The organism is Parasaccharibacter sp. TMW 2.1884, from assembly GCF_023337695.1.
GTDB lineage: Bacteria > Pseudomonadota > Alphaproteobacteria > Acetobacterales > Acetobacteraceae > Bombella > Bombella apis.
On record NZ_QORR01000001.1, the window covers coordinates 895723 to 917456 of the forward strand.

Consider the following 21734-nt stretch of genomic DNA (forward strand, 5'->3'; position numbering starts at 1 on the left):
CATCGTCACACAGGGATCAGATCAGCATCTCGGAGTTGATGATGTTCGACTCCCTCCGGCTGTAATGCGTATCCTTCCCCACATGTTCATGATGGGCCATGTTATCATCAAAGATGGTATATTCGATCCCGTTGGAGAAACTGTGAATCTGCCTCACAATATCTTCATACCGGTCACGGTATTCATGCACGATCATTGAATAAAGCAGAGGCCCTGTAACCCGCAGGATGCCATAAGCCCCTGTCCCATGAATGGGACGTTTGTAGAGGGCAATACTGCACAGGACCTGCTGTATGATACGGCGCATCAGCGGATGACCCGCGGCACAGATGATGTAATACTGTTCGTACTCGCCATACGGGATGTGCTCGATTTCCGTATGCGGACGGGCACCATGGCACCAGAATGACAGCAGAAACCGGTCTTCCGGCCTCACGACCAAGTCCAAAGGATATGACATGGCGGTTTTTAGATCGAGATACACGCCACCGATGGCGTACAGGCACAGGTAGCGGAAAAAGTCAGCTCTGGCAGCCAGATAATCAGGACTTATAGCCCTGTAATATTTCAGTATTTCCTCACCATAGTGCTTCTGTATGAATTCCTCGATGTCATAATAGCCACCTTCCGACCAGAAATAGAATGTATAATTCTGATTCAGGGCGACAATGTTATTTCTGTTCTCTATGAATGCTTCCGGATAGACGCCCGGTTCTTTGGGGAAAATGCCGATCTGGTGGATTTTGTGAGCAATGTGGGCTTCTTCTGGCATTTCCGGCACAGGAGGTGGCAGGATTGAAGGATCAATCAGGCGAAACGTCTCACGATCCTGCATGACATTGCTGTACCCGTTGGACAGATCCGGTCTGGCAGAAAGGTAGCCCTGCCCCTTCCTGTAAAATCCAACGCGCGTAACAACCTGCCGATGAACCTCAAACCCCGCAGCCTCAATATCGTCTTCTGTTGCAGCCGGTGGGGCATCATCCTCGTAATAGGTGCATAAAAATTTCTGTACGATCTCACGATCGATAACGGCCAGATAAGTATTGTAGCGGGAAACAAACATGATGCCCCTCAGAACGCTATCTCTTTAAGGCGCGTGATGCGCATGGTGTACTCTTTCCCGGATATAAATCCCCTGAAAAGGAACTTTGCAGTCTCTCCCTTTTTCAGGCGACCTATTCTCGCAAATGTAGAAAGGTTCTCCAGAAAACCAATGCGTTTTCTATCAAAACTGGCAACAAACGGCTTATTGTCACCCGGCCCCAGAAAATAAAGCCCCGAAACCTCCCGTTCGTCATTTTCACAGAAAATCTCGGCCATGCCGGGGTCCGTAACAACGAGCAGCCCCACATAAACATCGTACTGAAGAGGGCAGAACAGCTCCCAGTCGGCGATAACCGGAGAAAAAGCGGTCTTGTTGTTCGACGGATTTATGCTGAGGTAATGACCTGTCTTTTCATTATGTAAGGCTACCAGCCCCCCATCCTGTGGGCATATCCTGAACGGAGGCAACTCAACCAGGCTGTTAAAAATATTACGCCACTGCGGTATGAAATTATTAGGAAAAGGACAGGGACCTGACACGAACCCACTCAGAAAAGAACCCTGTAACGGAACCCGCGCCAGCACCTTACGATACGGCGCATAGCACAAAACGTGCCCGAAACAGTCCATGAACCAGACTTTATCAAATGAGTAAGGCAAAACGTCCCCGGACATCACTCATTTCCCCAAAAACAGCATCAAATCCACTTGAAATTTCTTCGCCTGAAACTCTCTGGCTCGCAAATGACAGTTCTATCTAACGTAAAAAATCCCATCCCTCGCAGGAGGGATGGGACGAAATTTCTTACAGTTCTTTCTCTGAACGAACAATGGACAGCTTGGCAATATCACCATGCGGGCTGACCAGGGTCACATCCACAGATTTACCCGGCGCAGTCGCACCAATCTTGGCCAGATTCTCCAGATTGCGCGTGATGGAGAATGCAAACCCACCCAGCCAGGCGAAATTGCCAATATTCTCAGCAACGGAAGGCCATACCAGAGCAGGAACCGGATGCCCGCTCATCTGCACCTCACCATAAGAACGATCCTGGAGGACGGCAAAGCCATCCAGCATCTCCTTGGTCAGAAGGATGAAGCGCTCCCAGTCATAAACAGCCGGAGAATTCCAGTGTGTATCGTTATTGCGCGGATTGATCGAGAAGAACGTGCCGGAATCCTGGTCTTCAAGAGCGACCAGATTCTCACCTGCAGCCACAAACTGGGCATCCGGCAGGTTCTGGGCAACGCTCGACGTATGGCGGAACATGACACGGGCCGGCGTTTTCAGCGGCCAGGAAGACAATACAAACGTGTCCGGATAAGCCCCCGGAGAAAGATAATCGCGGATCAGTGGACCACCCTCTGAAGGCTGATCGATCACATGACCGAACCAGTCCATGACCCAAAGACGCTGCAAACGATTCTCACTCATGGTAACACCTCATTACATCAGGTTATGAAGCAAGTTATAACAGGGCAGAAAAAATGTAAACATCCCCTTTCATGAAAGAAATTTGTTAACAAAAAACAGTAAAGAATAATGTACTAAATAAAAAAAACATAATGATAATAGACCACCACGTCCCTGCTTCAACCTTCCCTCGCACCTCCATCTCTTCTCCAGATAACAATATGCTTACGCACCATCACGTCCCGCTTCCTCTTCAGGGCAGCCAGAAGCACATTATGGACAGATTTTACTATGTAACGCACATCCACCACCCGCACCTGCATGCAGGCGACAGGCCAGAACTACATGAGCCCAACGGATATTTTATAGGGAGACTACTCTGCAACGGAGCGACACTACAAGGCGGCATAATGGTGCGCCCTGCTGGATTCGAACCAGCGACCCACAGCTTAGAAGGCTGTTGCTCTATCCAGCTGAGCTAAGGGCGCTCCTGCCTTGCTGCATGACGTGGTCGGGGCGCCCGGACTCGAACCGGGGGCCTCCTGTACCCAAAACAGGCGCGCTACCAGGCTGCGCCACGCCCCGACGACGTGATGCCTTCTTAAAGGGACTTCACCGTACAGGCAAGGGACTTTCTTGCATGAAAAAAGTGTTTTTTCAAAAAATTACGCCTTGTGACTGCGGTTCAGCGGCGCAACAAACTGCGGCGCCATGTCCCATGGGAAGAGAACCCACGTATCCTGCGGCACTTCCGTCACGAAATGATCGGCACAGGGCCGCCCATCCGGCTTGGCATACAAACAGGCAAAAACAGCTTTGGGCAGCATCTCCCGCACATAACGGGCCGTCACCCCCGAATCCACAAGATCATCCACGATCAGGAACCCTTCCCCATCACCTGCGGCTTCCGGGGCTTTCAGCAGCTTTGGTTCCTGCTGGGTTCCTTCCTCACCTGCATAACTGACGACAGACACGCTCTCGATCAGACGGCATCCCAGCTCCCGCCCCAGAATGGCCGCTGGAATCAACCCTCCCCTCGTGATGGCCACAATGCCACGAAACGGACGATATTTGCGCATCAGCTCCGTGGCCAGAAGGCGGGCATCCCGATGCAGCTGGTCCCACGTCACCGTCGCATAATTGATGCTCTGCGAACCCTGCGTCTGTACGGTGCCTGTCATGCTCTGTTCGTGCCCTTCAATCATGCATTATTCCACGCCCCTATCATACGATAAGACAGAAACTGGCAGAACCACAACATGCTGTTTTATTTTATGGGAAGCATGAAAAAGGCCCGCAGCCATACGGCCCGGACCTGAATGAAAGGCTGGCTCCCGAAGTAGGACTCGAACCTACGACCCAGCGATTAACAGTCGCTTGCTCTACCAACTGAGCTATTCGGGATCAGCTGGAGCCTATCTAGCCAATCTCCTCCGGCAGGTAAAGCCCCTTTTTTCAGCAAATTAGAAAATAATTTCACCCGTATCCGCTCCGGATACAGAAAAGGCCCGCAGCCATATGGCCCGGACCTGAATGAAAGGCTGGCTCCCGAAGTAGGACTCGAACCTACGACCCAGCGATTAACAGTCGCTTGCTCTACCAACTGAGCTATTCGGGATCAGCTGGAGCCTGTCTAGCCAATCTCCCCCGGCAGGTAAAGCCCCAGAAAAGATTTCTCGGCAAGAATCTTCCGAATACCGTCAATCCCCGGCAGCAGAACCGGCTTCCAGCTCTTCCCGCCCTTCAGTCGCCAGCTGATCGACCAGATCATTTTCTGCATGCCCGGAATGACCTTTTACCCAGTGCCAGTCCACCTGATGCCGCTTGGCTGCCTCCAGGATACGCCGCCACAAATCCATGTTGGCCACAGGGTCTCCCGATGCATTGCGCCAGTTGCGCCGTACCCAGCCCGTATGCCACCGGGTGATGCCATTCCGCAAATACTCACTGTCCGTGTAAAGATTGACCACACAGGGGCGTGTCAGCGTTTCCAGAGCAACGGCAGCCGCCGTAAGCTCCATGCGGTTGTTGGTCGTTTCCGCCGCCCCGCCTTTCATGGTGCGCTCATGACCCTGACAACGGAAGAGGATACCCCAGCCACCTGGCCCAGGATTGGGCTTGCAGCCTCCATCCGTCCAGATATCCACCTGCGTGCTGGGAGCTGCGTCCCCTTTCTCCGCCCTGTCAGACATGGTCTGCCTTCCGGAAATGATGCAGCCGTCTCTGATAGGCCCAAGGGTCTTTTTTGGTTACCAAAGCCCCCTCTGGCGTGTGCACCCAATCATACAGACGTGTAAGCAGAAACCGCATGGCCGCTCCCTGGCACAGAATCGGCAGAGCCTGATGTTCGGCAACATTCAGCGGGCGAACCTGTTCATACCCGCGCAAAAGTGCCTCAGCCCTGTCCTCCCGGTAATGACGTTCGTCCTCAAAACACCAGGCATTCAGACAGATGGCCAGGTCATAAGCAAGAAAGTCCGTACAGGCGAAATAGAAATCAATGATGCCAGAGAGATGACCATTCTGGAAAAAGACATTATCCATGAACAGGTCAGCATGAATCTGCCCACGAGGCAGGGACCCGGCCTCCGGCCACGCTGCCACAAGCGCTGAAAGAGCTGTGCGGACCTCCGCCATCAGGGCTTTCACCGCCTCATCACCACCATCCGTACACCGGGAAAACAGCTCAACCCAACCTTCCGGTGCCAGAGCATTGGCCCTCTCGGCCCTGTAACCCAGCCCGGCTTCATGCAGACGTGCCAGACTCCGCCCGACCTGCTCACAGGCCTGCGGGGTTACCACCTCCAGAGACTGCCCCTCCAGAAAACTGACCAGAATGGCAGGCCGACCTGCCAGCTGGCGCAGAGCCACCCCGTCTTTCGCCACGACAGGCTGTGGACAGGCTATCCCCTCTCCCGCCAGGTGCGCCATCAGCCCAAGAAACCACGGGAGCTCCTCCGGTTTCATGCGTTTTTCAAACAGCGTCAGGATGAAGCGCCCCTGAGTGGTTTTCACCAGAAAATTGCTGTTCTCTATTCCTTCCGCAATCCCGGTGAAAGAGCGAAGCTCCCCTATGTCATAAAGTGACAGGAAGCCCCGCAAGTCCCCTTCATGGAGGTCCGTATAAACCGCCATGAGCGATCAGACCGCATCCGAAAGCGGATGGGGAAGGCGGAAATTGATGTTTTCCTCCTTCACGATACGCTCCTCGATTGTCACGTCATAACGGACAGAAAGCTGCTCTATCATTTCCTGCACAAGGCTCTCCGGAGCGGACGCACCGGCACTCATGCCCAGCGTCCTGACACCCTCCAGCTCATTCCAGTCCATGTCGGAAACCTTTGGCACCAGCAGGGCCCGCTTGGCCAGAGACCGCTCGGCCACCTCCCGCAGACGCTGTGAGTTGGAAGAATTCGGTGAGCCGATGACGATGACCAGATCACACTCCGCAGCCAGTTCCTTCACGGCCATCTGACGGTTTGTCGTGGCGTAGCAGATGTCCTCCCGACGGGGCCCCACGATGTTGGGAAAACGGGACCGCAGGATGTCCACGATTTCTGCCGTGTCATCGACGGACAGGGTCGTCTGCGTGATGAAGGCCAGACGGTCCACGTCCTTCGGCTGGACCTCGGCCGCTTCTTTCGCATCATTGATCAGCGTAACAGCCCCTGGCGGCAGCTGCCCCATGGTGCCGACCACCTCAGGATGCCCGGCATGACCGATCATCAGGATATGGCGCTGCTCCGGGCCACCCCCGGCGAAATGACGCTCAGCCTCACGATGCACTTTGGAGACAAGCGGGCATGTCGCATCCAAGTACAGCAGATTACGGCGCTGCGCCTCTGCCGGAACGGATTTGGGCACGCCGTGGGCTGAAAACACGACGTGACCATCCTCTGGCACCTCATCCAGCTCCTCGACAAAGATGGCACCTTTGGCTTCCAGCCCTTCCACGACAGTGCGATTATGCACGATCTCATGGCGGACATAGACGGGTGCCCCATAACGGCGCAGAGCCTCCTCGACCACCCGAATGGCACGATCCACCCCGGCACAGAAACCGCGTGGTCCAGCCAGCAGAATCTTCAGTGGCGGCTTGCCAGTGGCCGAATCTGCTCCGGGGACGGCAGAGTTGGAGGTTACAGGCGTCGTCTGTTCTGACATAATCTTCCCCAGGCAGGCGATGAACGATACGATATTGAACGGTCCGGTGGTGCTCCATGCAAGGTCATGGGCTATCCTGCACCACCATTCTGGGCCTCTATATCGTCCGTATTGCCGTCTGCTGCAATGTCCTGCGCCATTTTCTTGTGGAGTTTTCTGAGTCCGATGCCTGCATTCTCCCCCTCATCCCGCATCTTTCCCCGCCTTGCAGCGGGCCTCGGCTCCCTCATGCTGGCTGGTTTTCTCAGCGGGTGCGAGGAGGCGGATACCACCCATACCTTCGCTCCGGCCTGCCCCAGGTTCGATGTTCCCGGCCAGGTGGCGGACCGCATCACTTATGATGGAAAAGGGCTTGATGCCGCCCACCGCCTGACCTCCACCCACATTCTGGGTGTTCAGGGAGACTGCCGTACTGGCCCGCAGGATGCACAGAAACGGCCCATGACCCGTGTTCGTGTCAGCCTGAACCTCCAGCTGGAACGTGGCCCTGCCACCAGCAGCGACAGTGTGACGGTTCCCTATTTCGTGGCCATCCTTCAGGATGGGGCCATCGTGGACAAAAAAGTCTTTACCGAAACAGTGAAGCTGCCTCCAACCGTCTCTGTCAGCCACAGCAGCACGCCACTGCGGTTCATTGATGTGCCGACAGGCAACAATCCGCAGATCAGCCCCTACTCCATGGAGATCGGCCTTCAGCTGAATCACAGCGAACTGGACTATAACCGCAGCCACCTGCGTGCAGCGCAATTCCACGAGCATGTGCAGTAACTGGCGCCAGACAGGCAGCCCCCTGCACGCCCCATGAACAAAGGGCCCTCCAAGTCCTGGAGGGCCCTTCCCTGTTATACCTGATGCAGCGGAATGCTGCCGAGCCGCTCCTCCGCCAGAGGATCAAGGACATAACGCCACTCCTCCTTCAGGCGGGAGGCCACGTCAGCTTCCTCCACCATGTCCAGCAGGGCCAGGAGCCGCTCCTGCCAGGTTTCGCGCACGATGTTCTCGGCCTGTGCGATGGCGGTGATGCTCCGCAGCTTCACCATTTCTTCCAGCAGTCCATCAGCACGGTTCAGGACATTTTCATTCTGCCCCTCATGCGGGTCATTCATCTGGCAGATGAAGGCATTGGCCCAATAATCGGCGTACCGCTCCACACCGAAGGACATGGCACCGTCCAGCCCGCTGTTCCGGGCATATTTCCAGACCCATTCAATGATCGACTTGTAGTAGTAATGGGAGATGTAAATATCTTCGTAATGACCGCCGTCAGCAAAAGCAGGGTCCGCCCCGATGCCGGGGGGCGGATTGCGGTAACTGTGAATGGACCCATCTGACAGCCTGTATGTGAATCTGTCTGCCTGCAGCCAGACCGGATGATGCGGCCGGGACTGTATGGCCCGACCGGGCCGCACGGCAGATTTGACCAGCCGCCAGCCCTCACCGATCCCACCACGGGAGACAATGTCACGATTCCGCTGTGTCAACGGCCGGACCAGGTCCGCCAGCCCATCCCGGTTGACCTCGGAAGCCACGAACTTCCAGTTCAGGGCGATGGCATCACTCTCCCAGCGGGAGAAGCCCTGAAGATACTCACCCACCGTCCGGTAGGATGGTGCCAGCGTGATGAACTCATCTCCATCCAGAATGAAGCACCACTCATAATCCAGAATGTTCGGCAGCACGTTCAACCCGTGCCCGTAAGCCTTCGTCTGGGCGGACATCCCTGGCTGGACGGGATTCTCGATGAAGGTGATGACCCCCTCATCATGCAGGGCCTTCAGAAGCAGGTCCGAGCGATCATTGTTGTCGTTGCTGTAAATGAAGAAATGCTCGACCCCTATGCTCCGATGATAGGCGATCCATTCCAGAACATAGATACCTTCATTACGGATCGTGGACATCATGCAGACCCGCTTGCGTGGCTTCACGCTGGCCCGGGCCGCATGCAGGGTTGCATGGATGAAGCCAGCCGGTGCGTCCGCCTGCCCCCATGTCAGCACGTCATCCCCCAGCGGGCAGCCCCGTTCGGCTGCAGGATAACTCTCCCTGTCCTCCAGCCAGCGGGCAAGACACTGCCAGCCATCCCGCCACGGACTGCTCCCCGCCTGACGGAGCAGGGCCTCACGCAGGGAAGGCCGCTCCAGCAGCCTCTGCCCCACCTCACGGACAGCAGACCAGGCCGCCACCGGCATCATGGCATCCAGCAGCCAGACCAGATGGCTCCCCTCATATGTGTCTATCAGCTGCTCCAGATCATCCGCTGAAGGGAACATCCTGAAATGGGCAGCCATGTCCTCGCCCAGGCGTTGCAGTTCCTCTGTTGCCGCAACCTCATGCAGCTGGAACTGCTCCCAGCCCATCAGATGGCTGCAGTCCCCAAGAAACTCATTGACACCTCCCTGACTGTTCCAGGGCTGGGCTGTACAGCACAGGCTGGACCGCAGGAGGTTCCGCAGTCCTATGCGCCCCTCATGCCCCACGATATCGACACGGCGGAAGGGCAGCACGGCCCCCCTGTAAGAGAAATGCCTGATCCAGAGGAGCGGAGGCTCCCCACCTTCCGGGCCCATGACAAGAAAGACGTAATCTGGCTGGTCGGAGAGCGTCATCGCCAGCAGGGGAACATAAAGAGGTTCACCATCCTCATCCCGGCGTGTCATCTCGTCGGAACGGACATGGCAGATTCCATGATCCTTGCGCCGGACAGCCAGCCAACCCTGATGTGCTGTCTCCAGATAATGAAAAGCCACCTTTACCACCCCATGCCCTTCCAGCATCATGTTGCCTACCCTTCAGGATGCTCCTATTATCTACAGGAGTCTGTTAAATAATCTGGCCTGTTTATGCAAACCGTTCTTCCACCACCTGCAGAATTCATTCCTGTCGCTTTGCCTCTGACAGAGCACAGTGCACCCAATGCGTATGCTACCATCCTCTCCGGGATCAACAACCTTCTGCCAGGAGTGAGGCTTGCCCTCTACATGCTGCATGAGGGCCTGCCGGAGGAAACCATGACAGCAGGCCGGCGTCTTTTTGATGGCAGACGCTCCCAGATCCACTTCGTGGATGTCTCCGAATGGATGCAGACATACAACCCGGCCTATCTCGACACGACAGACCGCACGACATTCTACAGCCTTGCTGTGCCAACCCTGTTCGCCAACTTTTCCCGCATTGTCTATCTGAGCGATGACATACTGCTACGGGCCTGCCCCAGCCTGCTTTATTACAGCATCCCCGCCACGGCGCAGATCGGTGCAACGCGGGACCTGCTCCTCATCCCGGCCCAGACCAACGGTTTCCGCCTGCCGCAGGCCATTGCTGGGGGCCCCCCGCTGGTGGACTATCACTGCGGGGCCCTTGGTGTGCTGGACTCGAACAATTACTTCCAGAATGGCGTTCTTGTCTTCAACATTGCCGAGATCAGCCAGGCGCAGGCGGAAGAATGTGGCCACCTGTGCAGCACTCTGTTCTGGATGAGCGACCAGGACATCCTCAACCGCATCTTCTATGGCAAGGTCCATTTCATCCACCAGAACTGGAATGTCTGCTGGGGGCCGGGCTGTGTCGAGGCCAGTGAGACCCTCCCGGCAGAGTGGAAGAAAATTTACGATGACGGGCTGGCCAATCCCTTTGCCGTGCATTTCTCCGGCTTCCCCAAACCATGGACAGGATGGGATGGCCCATACGCAGAAGATTTCCGGCGGCTGCTCGGGGATGTGCTGAGGGCCTTTCCCTAGGGCCCCGGTACCCGGTACAGCAGGTTTCATCTTCCCTTTCACTCAATGACAGACTGGCGAGGCATTTCATGGCCGGGAAACTGGGCATCGGCATCATTACCTATAACCGCAAGGACATCCTGAAGGAGGTCATCGCCAGCATCCGCCGTCATACCCGCACGACATTCGAATTTGTCGTTGCGGATGATGGCTCCACCGATGGTACGCCCGACATGCTGAAGGAGCTGAATGTTCCCTGTGTCACCGGGCGCAACAAGGGCATCTCGTGGAACCGCAACCGTGTCCTCTGGTACCTCAAGGAAGAAAAACGGTGCGACTGGATCCTTATCTTGGAGGATGACTGCTTCCCTACCGTCTTCGGCTGGGAGCTGCCCTGGATTGAAGCCATTGAACGCTATGGCCACATCAATTTCATGCCGGAAATCACCATAGAGATCGACAATGACATTTCCTCCGGCAGCGGCACGCCAGAGGATCCTTTCATTGCCCCCATGCATCAGGCCTTCTGCGTTGGCTATCACGCAAAGGCCCTGTCCTACGTTGGATATCTGGATGTCCGGTTCGAGAAATACGGGGAAGAGCATGTTGAACACACCCAGCGTTTTCTCCGGGCAGGCTATGGCGGCCTGGCACAGCACCTCAGCCCGGAACGTGGCCAGCTCTTCTATCTGAGGGGCGGGTTGAACACCCTTCCCTCCCACAGCCACGGCAATCATGAGCTGGCCATGAGGAACCAGGCCATCCATGATGCCATCCGCCATGAACCGCTCTACCGCCACCCTTGGCGGACCGACGAGCAGATGTTCGAGTTCCGTGAAGAAATCGCCGCAGCTCTTTCACGCCCCTCTCCCGAACCGGGCGGAGAAAGCCTGCAGTTTGACAGCATCATCTCTCTGGGTGGGGATGAGACAGTCAATCAGGCCCTCAACAGATACTTCGGCCGCCCTGGCCCTGGTCTTTTCGACCAGTTTCTTGTGCCATTCCACACTCTGGTCTCACTCTTCCAGAACAGTTTTGCCGGGCTGCTTTCCACCAACTGCCTCTATGGCCATCACAAGGCCCTGCGCTGCCGGGACACGCTGATCACCTACCACAACTGTTTGGACAAGCCGGAAGAAGAACCGGCCAGCGTAGAAAAATTCCATGAGCAGCTGCCTCTTTTACGGCACCGTTTCCATGGCATGATCCAGGAAATTGACACGCTCTGCCGGCAGTCCCGGCGTGTGCTGTTCATCCGCAGCTGGCGGGATGGTCATCTTTATGGCGGACAGCATCGTCCTGCCCATACAGCCACTGCCAATTTCACAGCTCTGGTAGAGGCCTTGGCTGCCCGCTATCCTGCGCTGGACTTCAAGGTCATGTTCGTCAATTTCGGTGATGCTACCACCGCCGATCAGCGCATGATCTTCGCCAACACGAAAACACCGGACACCTGCTCAAAAGAAGAAGAGCTGGCCGGATGGACGACCCTGTTCTCCGATTTCAGGATCACACAAAGTTCCTGAAACCGGAATCCTCTCCCTCACAGGTTGGTCAAATGACGCCACGCATGGGCTTCTTCCGGCAGGGTGCCCAGCGTCTGGCCGATGATATAATCGGCCACGGCGCACTCATTGAAAAGGGCATGATAGCGCTGCCATCCCGCCCGGGCGGCATCCTTACGAAGGGTCGGCGCCTTGTGGTACTGGCTGACAAGCTCCACCAGTTCATCAAGACTGCTGAAGAAGGCCATCTCCTGATCAGAGAAGATACGGTCGAAACCTGTCTGCCGCTCCATGAAGACAAGCTGGCCGTTGCCGATCATCTGTGCAAGACGGTCTGAACTGTAGAGATAATAATCTGCCCTGCGGCTGATATTCAGCCCCATCGCTGTCTGCTCCAGCAAAAGGGAATAAGCAGCTCCACTGACATAAGGCTGCCGACGGACCCCCGCATAGGCAAAACGCACCGATGGGGGCAAGCGCTCCTCCAGCGTCTCGCAAAATTCCTCCATATTCCAGTCCCGTCCACAGATGGTCCGCAACCGGGCTGGATTCCCGCAGGAATAGAAAACATCCGCTTCCGGATATGACAGCGCAAAAGCCTGTCCCCGTTCGACACTGCGATCCACCGGGTTGGGAAGATACCCAACATGCCCCTTCTCCCCTACCACCTGCCGGACAACCGGCCCCGCCGTGGAGATGAAACTGGCATCCACCACCTGATGCCGGGCCGCAAAGTCTTTGGCATTGCTCTCCACGAACAGGGCATCAACATTCCACTGCACCACTGTCATGCCGGGCTGCTGCTGACGCAGCTCCTCAATGACGAAAGGGGGAATCATGTACCCATGCCCCAGCAGAAGAATGTCAGGCGCACTGAACGCCACGAATTCCTTCAGCGCCCGGAAAAGATGATGGCGGCCCATCTTGCGGCTGCCAAACCAGCCACCGGAGCGTGCAACATCCCTGTAAGGAAAATTGATGACGTGATGGCCATTCCGTATCAGGCCATTGGAGAGTTTCCCCCCCACACTGAACTGGGTCGGCGCCTTTTTCTTCAGGCTGAAAAAAAAGTCCCCAACATGAACGATCTTGAGGGGATGTGCCGTCTGCCATTCCCCCCCGTGCCATATCCTGTCGACCATCGCTGCCCCCATCCCGGCTGCCGGAAACCCAGCCATGGCAGAAGAACGTGCAGTCATCATGGCATGGTTGATCAGTCCGCCCACCATTGCACAGGTTTCTGGCCCTCGTCATCCACCTCCGCAGGGGCGGCTGGCTTTGCCCTGGTCGGGCTGGCAGCACGACGTGCCTGATGCTCCCGGGCCTGATGCAGCTCGGCCCGCAGGCGCAGGATGCTCTCATCACGCTGCTGGAGAGCCTTCCTGCCTTCCTCCACCTGGAGGCGCAGATGTGTCATCTGGGTATTCACGGCCTGAATCCGCTTGTTCAACGTAGCAAGCTCAGCCTCTACATCATGAACCCGACGCCTTTCCCTTTGCAGGCTCTGCTTCAGCCTTTCCTGCTCCTGCCCGGCCTCTGAGGCAGCCATCACACGATTCGCAGCCCTCTTCTGCGTAGGGCGCCCCAGTGACTGATGCTCCACAACAACCGTATCATCCCCGGAAAAACGACGGCGGCGCCCCACCTGCTGAGCAGATCGGCCACGGGGCGCAGAATAGCCCCTGTAACCATGGCCCGGTGCCCCATCTCCGGCCTCTACGGCAGCTGGCCCGCCCCCCATTTTTTCCAGAGCCTTGCGAAGAGAATTCTCAGTCAAAGGCGAATCGTTCTGCATGTCCTGGTTCGTCGATCCTGATGATATGTCACAACAGAAAAACCTCTTCCTTTTTCCTGTACATCAGGAGCATCACCTGCTCTCAGGAAGACAAGAACCGGTACGGCATTTGTACAGAAAGATATCAGGATAGGTCTTCTACTCTCAATACTAGCCCTTTAACACACCATCAATAAAACGTCAAAAATATGACAAATTTCTGCCATATTATAGGAGGTCGCATCAGCCCCCATGACGCCAAAGTGCGTCACCGGCGAATCAGACCCAGGCCCTGTTCCTGGCTGCGGTTTAGAAGGTCCAGCGCTGTTCCTGCCAGACTTTTCATGTCTGCCGTGCTGCCACTTTTTTTAGCCTGTGCCAGCGCAGCCCTCTCCCGTGCCGTGGAAGCATGGGTCAACGCATAAAGCAGAGCCCTGTCAAAAGGCCGCCCGTATGACCGGCCCAGCGTGGCCAGACGCTTCTGCTGTATGCCAGACTGCGTCTCGACCAATAAAAGCGTATGGGCTGTTGCCACCTTCTGGGCATCAGCATGCAGTTTGTCGTAATCCTTGGACTGTTGGGCCGCAAACCCCTTGATGAGCTCATCACCACTATGCAACGCAGCCAGATCGGTCGCAGCCTTCATATAGACAGCACGCAGGTTGATCTGCTGCAACAGCACGGCATCATCGGCAGCCAGCTTCGGTACGGGCGTGACAGGCCCCTTTGGCAAAGGCGGAACCCGCGGAGCTGAAGGCGGCGTGAGACCACACCCCCCCAGAGACAGCAGCCCTGCACAAACCACAAAACGAAATTTCATACGACGTTCCCCCTTCTCATCCTCTCGGGCAGCTGAGACAATGCCCGCATCTCCTTTTCAGCCGGGTTATAATCAATATGCAGAATCATGACAGGGCAATTTCTTCCCGAACTGCCTTCCTGCTGAGAGGCCTGTTCAGTCTCGGAGCCCTCTATGCCAGTCTGGCCGTTGCCTGTCAGGCTGCGGCCACGCATCTGCCAGATACGGTCTTTCCTGTCCCCAATGGCAGAAGCATGATGCACATGGCTGCTGATATTGCCCTCTGGCACGGCATCGCCCTCTGTGCCCTGACACCGGCCAGCCGCTACCTCCACCCGCAACGCCTCGCCTTCGGCTGCACGGGGCTGGCACTGGGGACCAGCCTGTTCAGCATCCCTGTCACGCTGCATGGCTTCGGGATCCTGTTCCCGGCACGGCTGGCTCCGACAGGGGGGACGCTACTTATCCTCTCGTGGCTCTGCGTCGCTTCGGCCGCCTTCATCCGTTCCCCACTGAAAGGCTCCTAACGGCGGCGGACCCAATTCATGAGCCACAGGGCCAGAAGCTGTATCAGCAGGGCAAGCAGGAAACAGGAAAGGACGATTCCGATCAGGATCAGCTGCTCACGCCCCAAGGCCGTTTCGACATGAAACAGACCATAAAGCCGCTGCCACAATGCCGTACTGACAGCATGTTGCATGAGACGGGTTGCAGGCTGGTAGAACCTGACCACCAGCAGCAGGCCACAGGTAAGCCCAAGCAGAACGACCATCCGCCCCAATGTCGAAAGGACTGAAACCTCCTTGCGGGAAGCAGTATAAAAAATTGGCCGTTTCCGTCTCACCACAAGCACACCATCGCCTTATCAAACCCAAGATTCTACCCTAATTCATGACCTCATGGCTTATCAAGAAAAGCTCGGCGTCCACCCTCTGTTTAACGTCCTGTTGTTACCTTGCCGCTAACAATAGGGAACGAATTCTTCACAAACCCACTGTCTCAGGAGAGATCATGCGTTTTTACCACTCCGCCCTGGCCCTTGCCGGTATGGGCCTTCTCCTCTCCTCCGGTGTTGCGCAGGGTGCCAGCCCAGCCCCAACAGCACCCGCTCCCCTGCCAGACATCAGCAGAATGACCACCATCACTCCCGCCCATGAGCCTTACCCGCCAGCTGACCTGGCCGCCAAACAGGTTCATGAAGCCTTCCTGACCGCCGCCAGAACCAACCGGCGTGTCCTTCTGGATTTCGGAGGGAACTGGTGCCCGGACTGCCGCATTCTTGCAGGCATCTTTGCCGTTCCCTCCGTCAGCCAGTGGCTGGACGAGCACTTCGTGATCGTCCCCGTCAATGTCGGGCATCTTGATACCAACATGGAGCTGGCCCAGCAGTATGGCGTGACCATCAAGGCCGTCCCGACGGTCCTGATCCTCACACCCCAGGGCCGCCTGCTGAACCCTGATGGCACACTCGCCCTCGGTTCGGCCCGCCAGATGGCTCCACAATCCGTCATCACCCTGCTGAATGAGTGGAACCAGCGTCCCTGAAAACGGAGGGGGGGCCATTCTTTGCCAGCAGCAGACATGGCCCCGTCTCTGTCAGTCCGTGATTCCCTGCACGAAGCCTGCCAACCGCCGGCAGGCTTCTTCCAGTTCCTCGTCAGACGCCGCAAAGGACAGGCGCAGATGCGGCCCATAGCCGAAGGCTGAACCCGGCACGGTTGCCACGTGAGCCTCCTCCAGCAGGGCCTCCGCAAAGGCCACGTCATCACTCAGCAGACGCCCCCCGGCAGATTTCCGCCCGATCAGGGCAGACAGCCCCGGATAGGCATAAAAAGCACCCTGCGGCAGGGCACAGCTCAGCCCCTCGATTCGCCGCAAGGCATCAATCACAAGCCCACGCCGCCGTTCGTAGGTCTCACGCATGGCCTGAACCCCGGCAATATCCTCTTTCAGGGCTGCCACGGAACCACCCTGTGCCAGCGTGCAGATGCCTGATGTCGTATTGCCCTGCACCTTGATCATCGCCCTGATGAGAGGCACCGGGCCGCAGGCAAACCCGACCCGCCAGCCTGTCATGGCATAAGCCTTGCTCATGCCATTGATGATGAGGATACGGTCGGCAAGGTCCGGAGCGACATTGAGCAGGGAGAGATGATGCCTGCCATCAAAGGTCAGGTGCTCATAAATCTCGTCGCTCATTACCATGACATGCGGAGCTTCCCGCAGGACGGCGGCAATGGCCTCCAGATCGTCCCGCTCCAGAATGGCACCGGTCGGATTGTTGGGGAAATTCAGCACGAGCCAGCGGGTCCGGGGCGTGATGGCCTTGCGGATGGCCTCGGCCTGGGGCCGGAAACCGTCTTCCTCCCGGCAGGCAATCTCCACCGGCACGCCACCGAACATCCGGGCAATGAGCGGATAGCTGACCCAGTATGGTGCTGGAACGATGACCTCATCCCCATCATCAAGCGAGGCCATGAACGCATTGAAAATGGCCTGCTTGCCACCATTGCAGACCATGAGCTGGTCCAGCGAGACGTCCAGCCCGTTATCCCGCCGGAACTTCCCGGCAACGGCCTCCAGCAGCGGCTTCTGCCCCGGAATGGGCGGATAGCCGGTATGGCCAGCCTTCACTTCCGCCACGGCTCCATCAAGAGCCGCCGCAGGAGATGGAAAATCAGGCTGCCCCAGAGCCAGAGAAATGACCGGTTTGCCCTGCGCTTTCAGTTCACGGGCACGGGCCGCCATGGCGATCGTCGCTGGCGTGGGCAATGTGGCGAGACGCCGGGACGGTCTGAACATCAGGCCAGCCCTCCACAGAAACGGGCAATGCGGCGGCAGGCTTCTTCCAGAAGCTCCGTGCTGGTGGCGTAGGACACCCGGAAATAACCCGGCAGCAGGAAGGCCGTGCCATGAACGGCGGCCACCCCGACCTCCTCCAGCATGGCCTTGACGAAATCTTCGTCACTTTCCAGCACATGCCCGCCTGCCGTGCGCCTGCCCAGAAGCTGCTGTACGGACACGAACACATAAAAAGCCCCTTCCGGCCGGGCACAGGAGAGACCCGGAACCGCAGAAAGGGCATCCACCACGAGATCACGCCGCTTCTGATAAACAGCCACCATCTCGCCAATGAAATCCTGCGGACCGGACACGGCAGCCAGAGCGGCGGCCTGGGCGATGGAGCAGGCATTGCTTGTACTCTGCCCCTGCAGCTTGATCAGCTCCTTTGTCAGGGATACGGGGGCGGCAGAAAAGCCGATGCGCCAGCCCGTCATGGCATAGGCCTTGCTGACGCCATTCATCGTCAGGGTCCGTTCCCGCAGGCGGGGTTCCACCTGCACGACCGTGCAGGCTTCCCGCCCCTCATAGGTCAGCTTCGCATAAATGTCGTCCGTCAGAATCCAGACCTGCGGATGCTCCAGCAGGACATCCGTCAGGGCCTTCAGCTCATCCCGGGAATAGGCACTGCCTGTCGGATTGCAGGGAGAATTCAGCACCAGCCAGCGGGTCCGGGGCGTGATGGCCCTGCGGAGCTGTTCGGCTGTCAGGCGGAAGCCCGTCTCGGGCGTGGTCGGCACGATGACCGGCTTGCCATCCGCCAGCTGCACGATGTCCGGGTAGGACACCCAGGCCGGAGCGGGGATGACAACCTCGTCCCCCGCATTCAGCGTTGCCACCATCGCATTATAGATGACCTGCTTGCCACCCGTGGACACGCAGATTTCCTCCGGCCGGTAATCCAGACCGAAATCAGCATTCAGCCGTTCTGCCACGGCCTTGCGGAGAGCCGGCGTGCCGGCAACGTCGGTATACTTCGTCTCGCCACGCTGGATGGCCTCGATCGCTGCCTTCTTGATGAAATCAGGCGTATCAAAATCCGGCTCACCAGCAGACAGGCTGATGACATCCCGCCCTTCCGCTTTCAGGGCTCTGGCCTTCTGCGTGATGGCGATGGTCTGGCTTGGCAGGATACGCCCCATCCGTTCGGCAGCGAGTGACATGTCGTTCCTCTTACATCTCAAAAAAACGCCCGCCCGTGAGACACAGGCGGGCGCATGGCAGTTCATAGCACAATCACCCGGAGATCAGGCGAGTTTCTGAAGTTCCTTCAGCACGGCTTCTCCCATCTCCGCCGTGCTGACACGGCTCTCACCAGCAGCAGCGATGTCCGCCGTCCGCAGCCCGGAAGCCAGAACGTTGGAAACGGCCTGCTCGATCAACTCGGAATCCGCACCACGATCCAGCGAGTAACGCAGCATCATGGCCAGAGACAGGAGCTGCGCCAGCGGATTGGCAATGCCCTTCCCGGCAATATCTGGCGCACTGCCATGAATCGGCTCATACAGGGCGGCCTGCCTGTCCGACCCTTCCGGCGTGCCCAGCGTGGCAGAAGGCAGCATCCCCAGAGACCCGGTCAGCATGGAGGCGAGGTCTGACAGAAGATCGCCAAAGAGGTTGCCCGTGACCATCACGTCAAACTGGCGAGGATCACGCACGAGCTGCATGGCGCAGTTATCCGCCAGCATGTGCGTCAGCGTCACATCGGAATACTCACGCTTGTGCAGGTCCGTGACCACCTCACGCCAGAGCAGGCCGCTCTCCATGACGTTGCCTTTCTCCACGGAGCAGACACGGCCACTGCGCAGACGGGCGAGGTCGAAAGCCACACGGGCCACACGTTCGATCTCGGCGGTCGTATAGACTTCCGTATTCACGCCACGCTTCGTGCCATCCGGCAGGGTCTCGATTCCACGAGGCTCCCCGAAATAGACGCCACCGACCGTCTCCCGTACGATCATCAGGTCCAGCCCACGCACGACGTCCGGCTTCAGCGCAGAGGCGGAAAGCAGCGGGTCGAACAGCTTGGCCGGACGCAGGTTGGCGTACAGGTTCAGCTCCTTGCGGAGGCGCAGGATGGCCACCTCCGGCCGACGGTCAAACGGCACGTCCTTCCACGCAGGATCACCGACAGAGCCGAACAGTACGGCATCAGCAGCCTTGGCCTTGGCGATCACCTCATCCCGGATGGGCACATCATGCTTCGCCAATGAGGCCCCACCGACGAGGTCTTCCGACAGGTCAACATCGAGGCCACGTTCGGCCTTCAGCCAGTCGATGATCCTGACGGCCTGCTCCATGATCTCCGGGCCGATGCCATCACCCGGCAGCAGCAGGATTTTCTGTCTTGCGCTCATGCCTGCTCTCCCTTGCTACCAATGACACTCTGCGGGCGACCCGGCTGTTTCGTGGACGGCACCCAGGCACGGGATGGACGGGCCTCGAACTCACGGATGGCCTGCTCATGGTTCTTCAGTGTCTGGGCCACATCATCCAGCCCTTCCAGAAGAACCTGGCGACGGAACGGGTCCATCTCGAAAGACACGACCTCACCATCCGGGCGATGGATTTCCTGCTTTTCCAGATCAACCGTCAGGCGGGCATTCTCGCCGTGGCTGGCATCCTCCATCAGGGCAAGACACTGCTCACGGGGAAGACGGATCGGCAGGATGCCGTTCTTGAAACAGTTGTTGTAAAAAATGTCCGCAAAGCTGGGAGCGATCACGCAGCGTATGCCGAAATCCAGCAAGGCCCAAGGGGCGTGCTCACGGGATGACCCGCAGCCAAGATTATCCAGCGTGATCAGGATGCCGGCCTTGCGATAGGCCGGCTTGTTGAGCACGAAGTCCGGATTTTCCCGGCCATCAGCATCGTAACGCTGGCCTGCAAAAAGATGCTCGCCCAGGCCTGTTCGGCGGATGGTCTTGAGGAAACGGGCCGGGATGATCTGGTCCGTATCCACGTTCTCCTGTGGCAGGGCGGCAGCAACGCTTGTCAGACGGGTGAATTTTTCCATGATCAGGCGGCTCCTTCTGCCATTGTCGGCTCCAGCAGGTCCCGTGCATCGCACAGTGTCCCCGTCACGGCAGCCGCAGCAGCCATTGTCGGAGAACAGAGATGGGTGCGGCCATCCGGCCCCTGACGCCCCTCAAAATTACGGTTGGAAGTGGAAGCAGAACGCTGCCCGGCACTCAACCTGTCAGGATTCATGCCCAGACACATGGAGCAGCCCGCCTCACGCCATTCAAAACCGGCATCACGGAAAATCCTGTCCAGCCCTTCCTGCTCCGCCGCATGACGGACCAGACCGGAACCCGGCACGACCATGGCCCGTACGCCATCTGCCACCTTGCGGCCTTTCAGCACGGCCGCAGCAGCCCGGAGGTCCTCAATGCGGCTGTTCGTGCAGGACCCGATGAAAACGACATCCACCGGCGTACCGGCAATCTTCTGACCCGCTTCCAGCCCCATATAGGCCAGTGTGCGGCGGATGCGCTCGGCCTTGGCCGGGTCGGCAAAATCTTCGGGACGAGGCACGGTGCCGGTAATGGGCAGGACATCCTCGGGGCTGGTGCCCCATGTAACGGACGGGCTGATCTCGGCAGCATCCAGCACCACTTCCTCATCAAAGTGGGCACCTTCATCCGTGGCGAGGGTCTTCCAGTACGCCACGGCCTGCTCGAAAGCCTCACCCTGCGGCGCAAAAGGACGCCCCCTGACATACTCAAACGTCGTCTCATCCGGGGCCACCATACCGGCACGGGCACCAGCCTCGATGGACATGTTGCAGAGCGTCATGCGTCCGGCCATGTCCAGCTTGCGAATGGCCGAGCCGGCAAACTCGATCACATGACCGGTGCCGCCTGCCGTACCGATACGGCCGATGATGCTGAGCATGATGTCCTTGGCTGTCACGCCGGGAGCAATCTCACCCTCGACTCGCACGCGCATGTTCTTGCTGCGCTTCTGGAGCAGGGTCTGGGTGGCCAAGACATGTTCCACCTCGGACGTGCCAATGCCGAACGCCAGCGAGCCAAAGGCCCCATGCGTGGAAGTATGACTGTCTCCACAGACGATCGTCATGCCCGGCAGGGAGACGCCCTGCTCCGGTCCGACAACATGCACGATGCCCTGCTGGCGGGACCGCAATGGGAAATAGGGAACGCCGAACTCCTTGACGTTCGCTTCCAGCGTTTCGATCTGGAGGCGGCTCTGCGGATCTTCCACCGGCTGGGAGCGGTCGGAGGTCGGGACGTTGTGGTCTGCCACGGCCATCGTGGCATCAGGACGCCGCACCGGGCGCCCTGCGGCCCGCAGACTCTCGAAGGCCTGCGGGCTGGTCACCTCATGGAGGAGGTGGCGGTCGATGTAGAGAAGGCTCGTTCCGTCCTCAAGGGCTTTCACCACATGATCGTCCCAGATCTTGTCATACAAAGTTCTAGGGGTAACCGGATTCTGCATTCTCTCTCATCTC

The 21734-nt window shown here is 58.0% G+C and carries 22 protein-coding genes and 4 tRNA genes; 5 read left to right on the forward strand and 21 right to left on the reverse strand.

The genetic code is table 11. The annotated features are described in order from the left end of the window. Nucleotides 1–16: 16 nt before the first annotated feature. The 11 genes from DTI93_RS03990 to ispH all read right to left on the reverse strand — a co-directional run bounded on the left by DTI93_RS03990 (nucleotide 17) and on the right by ispH (nucleotide 6625). Nucleotides 17–1066, reverse strand: coding sequence for a glycosyltransferase family 32 protein (locus DTI93_RS03990; protein WP_052349026.1), 1050 nt, complete (start codon nucleotides 1064–1066; stop codon nucleotides 17–19). Between the two features lie 8 nt (nucleotides 1067–1074). Then, entirely contained in the window at nucleotides 1075–1722 is a 648-nt protein-coding gene (locus tag DTI93_RS03995) for a hypothetical protein (protein ID WP_154981365.1), read from the reverse strand. Nucleotides 1723–1852: 130 nt separating this feature from the next. Continuing rightward, entirely contained in the window at nucleotides 1853–2482 is a 630-nt protein-coding gene (locus DTI93_RS04000) for a hypothetical protein (protein ID WP_043559812.1), read from the reverse strand. Nucleotides 2483–2872: 390 nt separating this feature from the next. Beyond that, nucleotides 2873–2949: transfer RNA gene (locus tag DTI93_RS04005), tRNA-Arg, on the reverse strand. Between the two features lie 20 nt (nucleotides 2950–2969). Continuing rightward, a tRNA-Pro gene (locus tag DTI93_RS04010) sits at nucleotides 2970–3046 on the reverse strand. 80 nt (nucleotides 3047–3126) lie between these two features. Next, nucleotides 3127–3642, reverse strand: a complete 516-nt coding sequence (gene gpt, locus DTI93_RS04015; protein ID WP_249079755.1) for a xanthine phosphoribosyltransferase — start codon at nucleotides 3640–3642, stop codon at nucleotides 3127–3129. 147 nt (nucleotides 3643–3789) lie between these two features. Beyond that, a tRNA-Asn gene (locus DTI93_RS04020) sits at nucleotides 3790–3865 on the reverse strand. Between the two features lie 138 nt (nucleotides 3866–4003). Next, nucleotides 4004–4079 (reverse strand) — tRNA-Asn (locus DTI93_RS04025). A gap of 82 nt (nucleotides 4080–4161) precedes the next feature. Further along, complete coding sequence (gene rnhA / locus DTI93_RS04030; RefSeq protein WP_081563262.1) at nucleotides 4162–4653, reverse strand: ribonuclease HI; 492 nt, start codon at nucleotides 4651–4653, stop codon at nucleotides 4162–4164. Beyond that, on the reverse strand, nucleotides 4646–5596 hold the full coding sequence (locus tag DTI93_RS04035; protein WP_154980859.1) for a homoserine kinase: 951 nt from the start codon (nucleotides 5594–5596) through the stop codon (nucleotides 4646–4648). Before DTI93_RS04035 ends, rnhA begins: the two co-directional genes overlap by 8 nt. A gap of 6 nt (nucleotides 5597–5602) precedes the next feature. Beyond that, nucleotides 5603–6625 carry a 4-hydroxy-3-methylbut-2-enyl diphosphate reductase gene (ispH, locus tag DTI93_RS04040; protein ID WP_086431485.1) on the reverse strand — a complete coding sequence of 341 codons (1023 nt, stop codon included), beginning with the start codon at nucleotides 6623–6625 and terminating at the stop codon, nucleotides 5603–5605. Between the two features lie 165 nt (nucleotides 6626–6790). Here ispH and DTI93_RS04045 point away from each other — a divergent pair, with 165 nt between their 5' ends. Continuing rightward, on the forward strand, nucleotides 6791–7393 hold the full coding sequence (locus DTI93_RS04045) for a hypothetical protein (protein WP_043559806.1): 603 nt from the start codon (nucleotides 6791–6793) through the stop codon (nucleotides 7391–7393). Nucleotides 7394–7467: 74 nt separating this feature from the next. Here the strand turns inward: DTI93_RS04045 and DTI93_RS04050 are convergent, their stop codons facing one another. Continuing rightward, nucleotides 7468–9402: a glycosyltransferase family 2 protein gene (locus tag DTI93_RS04050; RefSeq protein ID WP_081563265.1), complete on the reverse strand. Its 1935-nt coding sequence runs from the start codon at nucleotides 9400–9402 to the stop codon at nucleotides 7468–7470. Between the two features lie 63 nt (nucleotides 9403–9465). On the opposite strand from DTI93_RS04050, the gene DTI93_RS04055 reads away from it, so the two are divergent. Further along, nucleotides 9466–10362, forward strand: a complete 897-nt coding sequence (locus DTI93_RS04055) for a glycosyltransferase (RefSeq protein WP_043559804.1) — start codon at nucleotides 9466–9468, stop codon at nucleotides 10360–10362. Between the two features lie 68 nt (nucleotides 10363–10430). After that, complete coding sequence (locus tag DTI93_RS04060) at nucleotides 10431–11867, forward strand: glycosyltransferase family 2 protein (RefSeq protein WP_249079700.1); 1437 nt, start codon at nucleotides 10431–10433, stop codon at nucleotides 11865–11867. 17 nt (nucleotides 11868–11884) lie between these two features. Here the strand turns inward: DTI93_RS04060 and DTI93_RS04065 are convergent, their stop codons facing one another. The 3 genes from DTI93_RS04065 to DTI93_RS04075 form a co-directional block, all read right to left on the reverse strand. Then, on the reverse strand, nucleotides 11885–13048 hold the full coding sequence (locus tag DTI93_RS04065; protein WP_166651600.1) for a glycosyltransferase: 1164 nt from the start codon (nucleotides 13046–13048) through the stop codon (nucleotides 11885–11887). An 11-nt stretch (nucleotides 13049–13059) separates the two neighbouring features. Then, entirely contained in the window at nucleotides 13060–13641 is a 582-nt protein-coding gene (locus DTI93_RS04070; RefSeq protein ID WP_154980856.1) for a hypothetical protein, read from the reverse strand. Between the two features lie 247 nt (nucleotides 13642–13888). Next, nucleotides 13889–14440 (reverse strand): DUF4142 domain-containing protein, encoded by a 552-nt coding sequence (locus DTI93_RS04075; protein ID WP_249079702.1) that lies wholly within the window; start codon nucleotides 14438–14440, stop codon nucleotides 13889–13891. Between the two features lie 77 nt (nucleotides 14441–14517). Here DTI93_RS04075 and DTI93_RS04080 point away from each other — a divergent pair, with 77 nt between their 5' ends. After that, nucleotides 14518–14946 (forward strand): DUF423 domain-containing protein, encoded by a 429-nt coding sequence (locus DTI93_RS04080; protein WP_043559796.1) that lies wholly within the window; start codon nucleotides 14518–14520, stop codon nucleotides 14944–14946. Here DTI93_RS04080 and DTI93_RS04085 read toward each other — a convergent pair. Beyond that, the gene (locus DTI93_RS04085) at nucleotides 14943–15263 is read right to left on the reverse strand and encodes a hypothetical protein (RefSeq protein WP_227449715.1); all 321 of its coding nucleotides are present in this window, start codon (nucleotides 15261–15263) and stop codon (nucleotides 14943–14945) included. The genes DTI93_RS04080 and DTI93_RS04085 overlap by 4 nt on opposite strands. A 167-nt stretch (nucleotides 15264–15430) precedes the next feature. On the opposite strand from DTI93_RS04085, the gene DTI93_RS04090 reads away from it, so the two are divergent. Further along, entirely contained in the window at nucleotides 15431–15964 is a 534-nt protein-coding gene (locus DTI93_RS04090; RefSeq protein WP_086431492.1) for a thioredoxin family protein, read from the forward strand. A gap of 51 nt (nucleotides 15965–16015) precedes the next feature. Here DTI93_RS04090 and DTI93_RS04095 read toward each other — a convergent pair whose 3' ends face one another. From DTI93_RS04095 to leuC, 5 genes are all read right to left on the reverse strand, one after another. Further along, nucleotides 16016–17221 carry a pyridoxal phosphate-dependent aminotransferase gene (locus DTI93_RS04095; protein WP_248630550.1) on the reverse strand — a complete coding sequence of 402 codons (1206 nt, stop codon included), beginning with the start codon at nucleotides 17219–17221 and terminating at the stop codon, nucleotides 16016–16018. Then, nucleotides 17221–18423 (reverse strand): pyridoxal phosphate-dependent aminotransferase, encoded by a 1203-nt coding sequence (locus DTI93_RS04100; RefSeq protein ID WP_043559786.1) that lies wholly within the window; start codon nucleotides 18421–18423, stop codon nucleotides 17221–17223. Before DTI93_RS04100 ends, DTI93_RS04095 begins: the two co-directional genes overlap by 1 nt. An 84-nt stretch (nucleotides 18424–18507) precedes the next feature. After that, nucleotides 18508–19617, reverse strand: a complete 1110-nt coding sequence (gene leuB / locus DTI93_RS04105; RefSeq protein WP_249079703.1) for a 3-isopropylmalate dehydrogenase — start codon at nucleotides 19615–19617, stop codon at nucleotides 18508–18510. After that, nucleotides 19614–20276 (reverse strand): 3-isopropylmalate dehydratase small subunit, encoded by a 663-nt coding sequence (leuD, locus tag DTI93_RS04110; protein ID WP_043559780.1) that lies wholly within the window; start codon nucleotides 20274–20276, stop codon nucleotides 19614–19616. The genes leuB and leuD overlap by 4 nt, the downstream gene beginning before the upstream one ends. A 2-nt stretch (nucleotides 20277–20278) precedes the next feature. Then, complete coding sequence (gene leuC / locus DTI93_RS04115; RefSeq protein ID WP_043559777.1) at nucleotides 20279–21721, reverse strand: 3-isopropylmalate dehydratase large subunit; 1443 nt, start codon at nucleotides 21719–21721, stop codon at nucleotides 20279–20281. Between the last annotated feature and the right edge of the window lie 13 nt (nucleotides 21722–21734).

What these genes read in the sequence shown, in the direction of transcription:
- DTI93_RS04050 (WP_081563265.1), bottom strand. Translation starts at nt 9,402, where the DNA reads ATGATGCTGGAAGGGCATGGGGTGGTAAAGGTGGCTTTTCATTATCTG.
- DTI93_RS04090 (WP_086431492.1), top strand. Translation starts at nt 15,431, where the DNA reads ATGCGTTTTTACCACTCCGCCCTGGCCCTTGCCGGTATGGGCCTTCTC.
- leuB (WP_249079703.1), bottom strand. Translation starts at nt 19,617, where the DNA reads ATGAGCGCAAGACAGAAAATCCTGCTGCTGCCGGGTGATGGCATCGGC.
- DTI93_RS04000 (WP_043559812.1), bottom strand. Translation starts at nt 2,482, where the DNA reads ATGAGTGAGAATCGTTTGCAGCGTCTTTGGGTCATGGACTGGTTCGGT.
- DTI93_RS04080 (WP_043559796.1), top strand. Translation starts at nt 14,518, where the DNA reads ATGCAGAATCATGACAGGGCAATTTCTTCCCGAACTGCCTTCCTGCTG.
- rnhA (WP_081563262.1), bottom strand. Translation starts at nt 4,653, where the DNA reads ATGTCTGACAGGGCGGAGAAAGGGGACGCAGCTCCCAGCACGCAGGTG.
- DTI93_RS04100 (WP_043559786.1), bottom strand. Translation starts at nt 18,423, where the DNA reads ATGTCACTCGCTGCCGAACGGATGGGGCGTATCCTGCCAAGCCAGACC.
- DTI93_RS04060 (WP_249079700.1), top strand. Translation starts at nt 10,431, where the DNA reads ATGGCCGGGAAACTGGGCATCGGCATCATTACCTATAACCGCAAGGAC.
- leuD (WP_043559780.1), bottom strand. Translation starts at nt 20,276, where the DNA reads ATGGAAAAATTCACCCGTCTGACAAGCGTTGCTGCCGCCCTGCCACAG.
- leuC (WP_043559777.1), bottom strand. Translation starts at nt 21,721, where the DNA reads ATGCAGAATCCGGTTACCCCTAGAACTTTGTATGACAAGATCTGGGAC.
- DTI93_RS03995 (WP_154981365.1), bottom strand. Translation starts at nt 1,722, where the DNA reads ATGTCCGGGGACGTTTTGCCTTACTCATTTGATAAAGTCTGGTTCATG.
- ispH (WP_086431485.1), bottom strand. Translation starts at nt 6,625, where the DNA reads ATGTCAGAACAGACGACGCCTGTAACCTCCAACTCTGCCGTCCCCGGA.
- DTI93_RS04055 (WP_043559804.1), top strand. Translation starts at nt 9,466, where the DNA reads ATGCAAACCGTTCTTCCACCACCTGCAGAATTCATTCCTGTCGCTTTG.
- DTI93_RS04075 (WP_249079702.1), bottom strand. Translation starts at nt 14,440, where the DNA reads ATGAAATTTCGTTTTGTGGTTTGTGCAGGGCTGCTGTCTCTGGGGGGG.
- DTI93_RS04070 (WP_154980856.1), bottom strand. Translation starts at nt 13,641, where the DNA reads ATGCAGAACGATTCGCCTTTGACTGAGAATTCTCTTCGCAAGGCTCTG.
- DTI93_RS04035 (WP_154980859.1), bottom strand. Translation starts at nt 5,596, where the DNA reads ATGGCGGTTTATACGGACCTCCATGAAGGGGACTTGCGGGGCTTCCTG.
- DTI93_RS03990 (WP_052349026.1), bottom strand. Translation starts at nt 1,066, where the DNA reads ATGTTTGTTTCCCGCTACAATACTTATCTGGCCGTTATCGATCGTGAG.
- DTI93_RS04065 (WP_166651600.1), bottom strand. Translation starts at nt 13,048, where the DNA reads ATGATGACTGCACGTTCTTCTGCCATGGCTGGGTTTCCGGCAGCCGGG.
- DTI93_RS04045 (WP_043559806.1), top strand. Translation starts at nt 6,791, where the DNA reads ATGCCTGCATTCTCCCCCTCATCCCGCATCTTTCCCCGCCTTGCAGCG.
- gpt (WP_249079755.1), bottom strand. Translation starts at nt 3,642, where the DNA reads ATGACAGGCACCGTACAGACGCAGGGTTCGCAGAGCATCAATTATGCG.
- DTI93_RS04095 (WP_248630550.1), bottom strand. Translation starts at nt 17,221, where the DNA reads ATGTTCAGACCGTCCCGGCGTCTCGCCACATTGCCCACGCCAGCGACG.